The following is a 9,220-nucleotide window of genomic DNA, read 5'->3' as shown; positions in this document are numbered from 1 at the left end:
CTTAATAACACCGTCAACTTTAGTGATTGATGATTAATCTTGTTCTTGTTTTTTCAAAGCTGCACCAAGAATATCACCAAGAGAAGCACCTGAGTCTGTAGAACCATATTGTGCAACAGCTTCTTTTTCCTCTGCAATTTCTAAAGCTTTAATCGATACTGAAATTTTACGTGTTTTTTTATCAAATGCTGTAATGCGAGCATCAACCTTTTGCCCAATTGCAAAACGCTCAGGACGTTGCTCATCACGATCACGCGCGAGATCAGCGCGTCGAATGGTTGTCTCAAGGTTGTGGTCAATCAATTTCACACCAATGTCATTGTCGTTAACAGCAATCACTTCGCATGTTACAACAGCACCTTTTCGCAATTCGCCAGAAGCAGCTGCTTCTCCAACTTTATCACTGGAAAGCTGCTTAATTCCAAGGGAAATGCGCTCTTTTTCAATGTCAACATCAAGGACCACAGCTTTAACGATATCGCCTTTATTGTAAGTATCAATAACTTGTTCACCAGGACGGTTCCAATCAAGATCAGACAAATGAACCATACCGTCAACATCGCCTTCAAGCCCAATAAACAGACCAAATTCTGTTTTATTTTTAACCTCTCCTTCAATTTGCGAATTGACAGGAAATTTATTGGCAAAAGCTTCCCATGGATTTTCAAATGTTTGCTTTAAGCCAAGAGAAATACGCCGTTTAGAAGGATCAATCTCAAGAACAACCACTTCTACTTCTTGTGATGTAGACAGAATTTTTCCAGGATGAACATTTTTCTTTGTCCAGCTCATTTCAGAAACATGGATTAGCCCTTCAATTCCTGGTTCAATTTCAACAAAACCACCGTAATCAGTAATGTTGGTAACAGCACCCGTAATTTTTTTACCAATCGGATACCGAACACTGATGCTTTCCCAAGGATCACTTTCAAGCTGTTTCATTCCAAGAGAAATACGGTGCGTATCTTGATTAATGCGAATAATCTGCACTTTAATCGTTTGGCCAATTGTGAGCACTTCAGATGGGTGATTAACACGCCGCCATGCCATATCTGTAACGTGCAAGAGACCATCAATCCCACCAAGATCAACAAAGGCACCATAATCTGTGATATTTTTCACCACACCTTCAACGATTTGGTTTTCTTCAAGATTTTGTACAATTTCTGAACGTTGCTCAGCGCGACTTTCTTCTAAAACAGTGCGACGTGAGACCACAATATTGCCACGACGACGATCCATCTTCAAAATTTCAAAGGACTGTGAATTATGCATGAGAGGTGAAACATCGCGAATGGGACGAATATCAACTTGGCTGCGCGGCAAGAAAGCAACGGCACCATCAAGATCGACTGTAAAACCACCTTTTACTTGGCTAAAGATCACTCCATCAACGCGCGCACCAGCATTGAATTTTTCCTCTAAACGGACCCAACTTTCTTCGCGCCGTGCTTTTTCACGCGATAAAACAGCTTCACCCATCGCATTTTCAATGCGTTCAATGTAAACCTCAACTTCATCGCCAACTTGCAAAGAACCGTCTTTTGCTTTAGCTCCAAATTCTTTGAGAGGAATACGTCCTTCGACTTTAAGACCAGCATCAATAATGGCCATGTCTTTTTCGATTGCAATAACACGGCCTTTAACAACAGATCCTTCATTAAGATCATTAGTTTGAAAAGATTCTGTTAAAAGGGCTTCAAAATCCGCTGTTGTGGGATTGTATTGTGACATAAGAACTCCTAATATATACCTTGTATTATAAGGTATGAGCGCTAGGTTAGTGTTAACATAAGCAACTCCTAGCCTTTTTCCTTGAATAAAGGAAGAAAAGTTAGCGCTAGGCTGGAAGTTACCTTAACGAATTTATCCAATTATATGCATTTTTATGATTGGATCAATAAAACTGCATGCAATTTCAAATGTTGCTTCTATACTCAATTCTGACGTATCAAGCAAGTGGGCGTTTTTTGCTGGTTTTAGTGGACTTTGTTTGCGCGTTATATCGCGACTGTCGCGCTGTTCAAGTTGAGCTAGGATTTCATGATAATTTGCCTGAACACCTTTTTTTAAAATCTCCTGATAGCGACGTTTGGCGCGTGTTTGAACATTGGCTAGAACATAAAACTTGATATCGGCATCAGGACAAACAATAGTTCCGATATCACGCCCATCAAGCACACAGCCGGGTAAAACTTTAGAAAAGTTGCGTTGTTTTTCGACAAGAATTTTGCGTACAGCAGGGTTAATCGCTATTTTTGAAGCCGCTTCACCAAGTTCATGAGAAGAAAGAAGGGCAGGATTTAAGGTGTTAAAATCAAGTTCTTTAGCATAAATAATAGCATTTTTTTCATCATTAAGAGCTAAATTTTGTTGTAAAAGCGTATGAGCAACACTACGATAAGTAAGACCAGTATCGAGATAGCGAAGACGATAATGTACAGCAATTTTGCGTGCTAAGGTTCCTTTGCCTGAGGCTGCAGGTCCATCAATGGCAATAACAAAAGGCTTCAAGCGATTTTCCCCCCAAGTTGTTTTATAAAAGGAATAAATTCTGGAAAGCTCGTAGCGATCATTCGTTTATCATCAATGGTGACAGGTTTTTCTGATACAAGCCCAAAAATGAGAAAACACATAGCAATTCGATGATCAAGATGTGTGGAGACATGTCCACCACCCAAACCTTTGGCAGAACCTTTCCCATAAACAATAAGAAAATCTTGACCTTCTTCACAGTCTACGCAATTAATTTTTAATCCTTGAGCAACAGCAGACAGTCGATCTGATTCCTTTACACGCAATTCTTCAATTCCTAACATCACTGTTTTGCCTTCTGCAAAGGCTGCTGCTACTGCCAAAGCAGGATATTCATCAATCATCGATGGAGCACGTTCTTTGGGCACCGTAACGCCTCTAAGAACCGATGATTTTATCCGTAGATCAGCAACATCCTCTCCACCTGTTTGACGTCGGTTCAAAAATTCAATTTGAGCACCCATTTCCCACAATGTTTCGATAAGTCCTATTCGAGAGTTATTTATCAAAACATTTTCAATGGTGATATCAGAGTCTTCTACAAGAAGGGCTGCGATAATTAGAAAAGCAGCAGAAGAAGGATCACCCGGAATATGAATTGTTTGCCCAATAAGATGGGGTTGACCGTTAAGATGAATCAAACGCGCACCTTCATTATCTTTTTCTATTTCAAGTTGTGCACCGAATGCTTTTAACATTTTTTCCGTATGATCTCGTGTCAGAACTGGTTCAATAACAGTTGTAATGCCGGCGGTATTGAGTCCAGCAAGCAAGACTGCTGATTTAATTTGAGAGGAAGCTATTGGAACACGGTAACGAATCGGATTAGCCATTTTCGGGCCATAAAGCGTTAAAGGAAGGTGATCGTCGTGCGTTGCTTCAATTTCAACCCCCATGAGACGCAGTGGATCAAGGATACGTCCCATTGGACGTTTAGAGAGAGAAGCATCACCAATAAAGGTTGTTTTCATATGATATGGACCAACCATTCCCATAACCAAACGAGCACCCGTTCCAGCGTTTCCAAAGTCTAAAGGTTTTTGTGCAGCTAAAAGGCAACCATTCCCTGTTCCTCGTATGGTCCAGAAGCCATCTTTTTTAATAATACAGGCACCCATAGCTTGCATAGCAGCAGCTGTATTGAGTACATCAGCGCTTTCAAGTAATCCATGAATATGTGTCTCACCACTTGCTAATCCTCCCAATATAAGAGAGCGATGAGAGATTGATTTATCTCCTGGTATTTTAATTTTTCCAGAGAGACTACTCGATTTATAGGTGGTTATAGGGATTGCTTTTTGCATGGAAATTCTATTTAATTCTATCTAACTTTTATGAAATTGTGCATCCTTTAGCACATGCTTTAAAAGACGTCATGAAAAAATCACTGTGGAACAGTGTATTTATCTTTGACAAAGGCATTATTTTTCGATTAAGCACCATACAATTTATCTTTTAATGGAATAATAGTTAATCAAAGAGGCACGGTTTATGGCAAAACAAGAACTTGGAACTAAACGTGTTGATCCAGAAACGGGAAAAAAATTTTACGATCTAAATCGCGATCCTATTGTGTCGCCCTATACAGGAATTTCTTATCCGCGTTCTTACTTTGAAGTTGCAGCAGCTGAAGCAAACAATGAGGAAGACGTTGATGCTGAAGAGCTTGATACAGCACTTGAAAAATCTGCTTTTATGCTTCTTGAAGAGGATGATGAGGATTCTAAAGATGACGATCTTCCTGATTTAGAAGATAGTGATGTAGATCTCGGTGATGACGATGATACATTTTTATCTCATGATGATGACGATGAAGATGATGACGTTACTGATATTCTCGGAGGCGGTGTTTCTAATGATGACGATGCTTAAGAGAAGTAAAAGAGGATATCTTTTCCATTGAATGTAAATTCTTCTTGATCTTCAATTTTGATCGTTCTAGAAAAGCTGAAATTGTATACTTCCCTTTTGGGAAAGATTGTTTTTGTAGGGGCTATAGCTCAGCTGGGAGAGCGCTTGCATGGCATGCAAGAGGTCAGCGGTTCGATCCCGCTTAGCTCCACCAAAAGGACCAGCTATCCTATCAAGGGTTAATTATAATAGAGAATGTGTGCATCAATTTAAAAGGTCTATGTGCTATTTAATCATCATTCCAATAGCGCCTGTTCCTTGCATTTTTATGATATTATAACACATTTTTAATCATTTGTTGGATTATAAAATTTTACTGTCGTAACTGTAAAAGTAGATAATTTTTATGCTTTGCATAGAAATAGACGATGAGCTGTTTAACTTACGCTTTGTTTTAAAGGACAAATTTTGAATTCCCTTTATCACAATATTTCCACAAAATCATAATATGTTGGTTATCTATATCTTTTTAAAAGGTACGAAGTACCTAAACAGAGATGAGAGAATAAAATATTAAAATATACTTCTCAGTTATTGCGAATGAGAACTTTTTTTGAGTATTTTTACCCTAGTCAGATGTCCTGCAAATTAAAAAATTGCCCACCTTGAGTAGCATCTACCTGCTCAATACTAAGGTATATTCACGCTTAAATAACATATTGAATCAATTAATTTTGTTTCCTTGCCCGTCACAAGCAAGGTTGAGTTGTGAAAGCAAAGTGGCGCCATCATTATATGTGCTAATTCCCTATGTTGCCGATAATTCTTACATTTGAGAATGTTCATAAAAAACATTTTTAGTCTTTTCTTTCACAGTTTTTATCCACATGCCAATTACGCTTGTTATGTGCAAGCCAATAGTTTTTATTGATTTAATCTCAAGAGATCTGAAATGATAAAACCCTACGCCATTCGAGATTCTTACTTTGAATATGATGCTCGAATTGCATTTTTTTGATTGCTATTTTATACGCTTAACAAAGAAAATATTCATGTAATAATCAGCCAGTAATACGCATAATGAAAATAAAAAATGATATTAAACTTTAAAATTTTTCTTTAATAATCTCTGATATTTAGACCTGTGCGAAATGCCTGAGCCAAATAGGATATAGTTTCCATTGTAAATTTTTTAAACAAAGAAGGTAAAAATATCGAGAGTACAGTCAAATATATTGAGCATTGCAAAAGCTTTCTGTCTCTTGGGTTTATTCTAAAAAATAACAATTTATTTCATTTAACAATCAGAAAAACGATACAACCTTATTACGCCATAAGAAATTTGGCTCTCAAATAATTTTACCGCAACAATTCCCTAATTGAGATTTTCAAAAATCTTCCCTAATGCCATCCACATCTCTTTAATTGCTGTTCATAGAGCCTTGATATCCTTGCCATGCGCTGTGCTGCCTGTGAAAGTGCAGCAGTGACACGCCCGCCACGCGCATAAGCACCATGTCCCATATGATAATTTAAATAAAGGCTATATGCATCATCAAATCTCACCCCATTGCGTTGAACACTTTGGCGATGGTACCAAGCAATAAAATCAGCAGAATCTGCAAAATTCGTACGCCATGCAAAAGATCTGCCCGTAGAGCGAAGATACATTGCCCATGTACTGTCAAGCGCTTGAGAATAACCATAGGCTGTCGATTGACGCTTCCATGGAATAAAACCAAGTAGTTTTTTACGTGGAGGACGTGCATTGTGACGAAAGCTCGATTCCATATTAATGGTTGCAAGAATAATAGGCACAGGAATCCCATAGCGCATTTCTGCACGTTTAGAAGCCTTACCCCAATTGTCAAAAAAACCATTTTTTTGTGCCAAAATAGCACAAGCATTGTTTGTGTGGGTGGGAGTGGTCGTTGCACACCCATCTAGCAGAAACACCAGTGCCCCTAAAAACAAAAGGTGTCGCATCTTCCTATTCCTCTCGTTTAAGAAATAAAACAAGATAGAGATACTAAAAAAGTATTACCAATCAATAAAGAACATGATCTGACTTGTGATTTTAAAAAGCTTTCTTTGCTTTATTCCTCGTCAGCAAAACGCAATGTTTGCGACTGAGCCAATGTTGTTATTTTTGTTTGTTCAGAGTGATTCTCTTTTAATTCGACAGTTTCAATGCGATTTGCCCGTTTCATAATTTTGGAGGATGATATCAAAATTCCCTCTATATCTTCACCTGCTTTGTGAAAGTGCTTCTGTAACGCACGAACACGTATATCCATTCGTCCAAAATCTTCCATCAATTTTGCTACTTCTGATTGAATTAAATGTGCTTGTTCACGCATCCGTGCATCTTTCATAATGGTTTGTACCACTTGGACAGAAAGCATCAACAAAGATGGTGAAACAATAATCACATGGGCTCTATTGGATTTTTGTACCAATGCCTCAAAGTCCTCATAAATTGTTGCAAAAATCGATTCAGATGGCACAAAAAGGAAAGCAGTGTCATGGGTTTCTCCGGGAATCAAATATTTTTGTGCAATATCACGAATATGGACTTCCATATCGGTACGAAATTGGCGTTCTGCCTCTTGACGCTCTTGCGCTGATTCTGCCTTACGCATAGCATTCCAAGCCTCCAGAGGGAATTTAGCATCAACAACAAGAGAAGGGGCTTTATTGGGCATATGAATGAGACAATCTGGGCGCTTTCCATTGGAAAGAACAGCCTGAAAAGCATAAGCATTTGTTGGTAAGGCATCGGCAATAATTGCTTCCATCCGCCCCTGACCAAAAGTACCACGTGTCTGCTTATTGCTTAAAATGGACTGCAACTGAACAACTTGTCCCGTAAGCGATTGAATATTATTTTGCGCCGCATCAATCACTGCTAAACGCTCTTGCAAACGATTCAAATTTTCATAAGTGGATTTGGTCTGTACCTGAAGTGTTTGGCCTAAGCTTGTTGTCATCCCATTGAGTTGCTCACTGAGTGATTTATTTAATTCAGCCTGCCGTTGACCAAAAATTTCCGCCATCGTTTGCATTCGCCCTTGCATTTCAGCTTGTGTTTTCAGCAAGGTAGCCATCTGCATTTGTGCCTCACGTGCGCGTTCAGCAATTTCATTTTCCAAAAATGCTTTTTTTCGATGAGAATGTATCAACATAAAAAATGCCAAACAGACAAATATAAATAAAAGCAAAAGCATTAGTTTAGAAAAAAACTCACCAGCGAGTATGGAAAAAAACGAATCAAACATAAATTATAATATAACGCTCTTATTGTAAAAAAACGCAAGAATCCGTTATTCAATATTGACCAATAACAAACCATTGATTAATCTCTACTTATGCCAATGAGATCTTTAGTTACTTTACCTGATCCGATTTTACGGGAAGTGTCCAGACCTGTTGAGCAGGTCGATTCAGCTCTCCAAAAACTTGCGGATGATATGTTGGAAACCATGTATAATGCTAAAGGCGTTGGTCTTGCTGCTATTCAAATTGGTATACCGCTACGTATGTTGGTTATAGATGTCTCTGGAAATTCTGAAGATGAGCAGAAAAGACCATTTGTTATTATCAACCCTGAAATTTTATGGCTTTCAGATGAGCGTAATATTTACAAAGAAGGTTGTCTTTCTATTCCTGATTATTTTGCAGAGGTTGAACGTCCTAAACGCCTTCGTGTTCGCTATCAGAACCGTGAAGGAAAACAAACAGAAATTGAAGCAGACGATCTCTTAGCAACTTGCTTGCAGCATGAAATTGATCATTTAGATGGGCGCCTTTTTATTGATTACATTTCAAAGATCAAACGCGATATGGTGATACGAAAATTTAAAAAACGCGCAAAAGAAAAAAACATGCAGGAAGCAGTTTTGTAATGGCTTTACGATTAGCTTTTATGGGGACTCCAGATTTTTCTGTTCCTATTTTACATGCTTTATTGGATGCAGGTCATGATGTTGTTGCTGTTTATAGTCAACCCCCTCGCCCAGCAGGACGTCGAGGACTTAAATTAATCCCCTCAGCTGTTCAAAGTGCAGCGCAAGAAAAATCTATTCCCATCTTTACGCCACAAACACTCAAAACAATCGAACAACAGGAGCAATTTGCAGCACTTTCTGTTGATGCTGCTATTGTGGTGGCTTATGGACTCCTTTTACCCAAAGCTATTCTCGAAACGCCGCGTTTTGGTTGTTTTAATGCCCACGCTTCACTCTTACCACGTTGGCGTGGTGCTGCGCCTATTCAACGAGCAATTATGGCTGGTGATAAAGAAACAGGTATTATGATCATGAAAATGGATGAAGGACTTGATACGGGACCTATCGCTCTTTCTCGCTCCATCCCCATTACTGATAACACCACCACTGCTGAGCTTTTAAACAAACTTTCACATATTGGCGCAGAACTTATGGTAGAAACCCTATCAACTCTTGAAAAAGGACAACTTAAACTGACCCCACAATCAGAGGAAGGCATCACCTATGCTGCCAAAATCAAAAAGGAAGAGACCCGCATTAATTGGACAAAACCTGCAGAGTTTATTCATAGGCATATCCGTGCGCTCTCTTCTTCTCCTGGCTGCTGGTGCAATATGAATATTGGGGGACGAGAAGAACGTGTAAAAATTCTTGATAGTCGCTTAACAACAGGTCCTTCTCTTGAAATTGGACGAATAGAACCAGATTCTTTGATTGTCCATTGTGGACAAGGGCGGATAGAAATAACCTCTCTCCAAAGATCGGGTGGTAAAGTCCTTGATAGCGCAACCTTTTTGCGAGGCGCTCATATTTCTGCTGTTTTTTAA

Annotated in this window: 8 protein-coding genes and 1 tRNA gene; 4 read left to right on the top strand and 5 right to left on the bottom strand. The window is 38.9% G+C overall.

Annotation, left to right across the window (positions count from 1 at the left end; all coding sequences use genetic code 11):
- Positions 1-33 precede the first annotated feature (33 nt).
- The 3 genes from rpsA to aroA all read right to left on the bottom strand — a co-directional run bounded on the left by rpsA (position 34) and on the right by aroA (position 3,839).
- On the bottom strand, positions 34-1,734 hold the full coding sequence (gene rpsA / locus ACFIJK_RS02330) for a 30S ribosomal protein S1 (RefSeq protein WP_026500132.1): 1,701 nt from the start codon (positions 1,732-1,734) through the stop codon (positions 34-36).
- Between the two features lie 132 nt (positions 1,735-1,866).
- On the bottom strand, positions 1,867-2,514 hold the full coding sequence (gene cmk, locus ACFIJK_RS02325) for a (d)CMP kinase (RefSeq protein ID WP_375626214.1): 648 nt from the start codon (positions 2,512-2,514) through the stop codon (positions 1,867-1,869).
- Entirely contained in the window at positions 2,511-3,839 is a 1,329-nt protein-coding gene (gene aroA / locus ACFIJK_RS02320; RefSeq protein WP_375626212.1) for a 3-phosphoshikimate 1-carboxyvinyltransferase, read from the bottom strand. The genes cmk and aroA overlap by 4 nt, the downstream gene beginning before the upstream one ends.
- 187 nt (positions 3,840-4,026) lie before the next feature.
- Here aroA and ACFIJK_RS02315 point away from each other — a divergent pair, with 187 nt between their 5' ends.
- Entirely contained in the window at positions 4,027-4,407 is a 381-nt protein-coding gene (locus ACFIJK_RS02315; RefSeq protein WP_012754501.1) for a TIGR02300 family protein, read from the top strand.
- Positions 4,408-4,524: 117 nt separating this feature from the next.
- Positions 4,525-4,600 (top strand) — tRNA-Ala (locus ACFIJK_RS02310).
- A gap of 1,187 nt (positions 4,601-5,787) precedes the next feature.
- Here the strand turns inward: ACFIJK_RS02310 and ACFIJK_RS02305 are convergent.
- The gene (locus tag ACFIJK_RS02305) at positions 5,788-6,372 is read right to left on the bottom strand and encodes a hypothetical protein (protein WP_375626210.1); all 585 of its coding nucleotides are present in this window, start codon (positions 6,370-6,372) and stop codon (positions 5,788-5,790) included.
- 110 nt (positions 6,373-6,482) lie between these two features.
- Positions 6,483-7,664 (bottom strand): DNA recombination protein RmuC, encoded by a 1,182-nt coding sequence (locus ACFIJK_RS02300; protein WP_375626208.1) that lies wholly within the window; start codon positions 7,662-7,664, stop codon positions 6,483-6,485.
- Between the two features lie 90 nt (positions 7,665-7,754).
- Between ACFIJK_RS02300 and def the strand changes: the two genes are divergently transcribed.
- Together def and fmt are read left to right on the top strand one after the other, a co-directional pair.
- Positions 7,755-8,291, top strand: coding sequence for a peptide deformylase (def, locus tag ACFIJK_RS02295; protein ID WP_375626206.1), 537 nt, complete (start codon positions 7,755-7,757; stop codon positions 8,289-8,291).
- Positions 8,291-9,220, top strand: a complete 930-nt coding sequence (fmt, locus tag ACFIJK_RS02290; protein ID WP_375625464.1) for a methionyl-tRNA formyltransferase — start codon at positions 8,291-8,293, stop codon at positions 9,218-9,220. Before def ends, fmt begins: the two co-directional genes overlap by 1 nt.

The sequence above is a fragment of the Bartonella sp. PS17NMGDW genome, from assembly GCF_042193555.1.
GTDB classification, from domain to species: Bacteria; Pseudomonadota; Alphaproteobacteria; order Rhizobiales; family Rhizobiaceae; genus Bartonella; species Bartonella grahamii.
The sequence above is the reverse complement of the archived record's forward strand: the minus strand, read 5'-3'. Positions and strand labels throughout refer to the sequence as shown.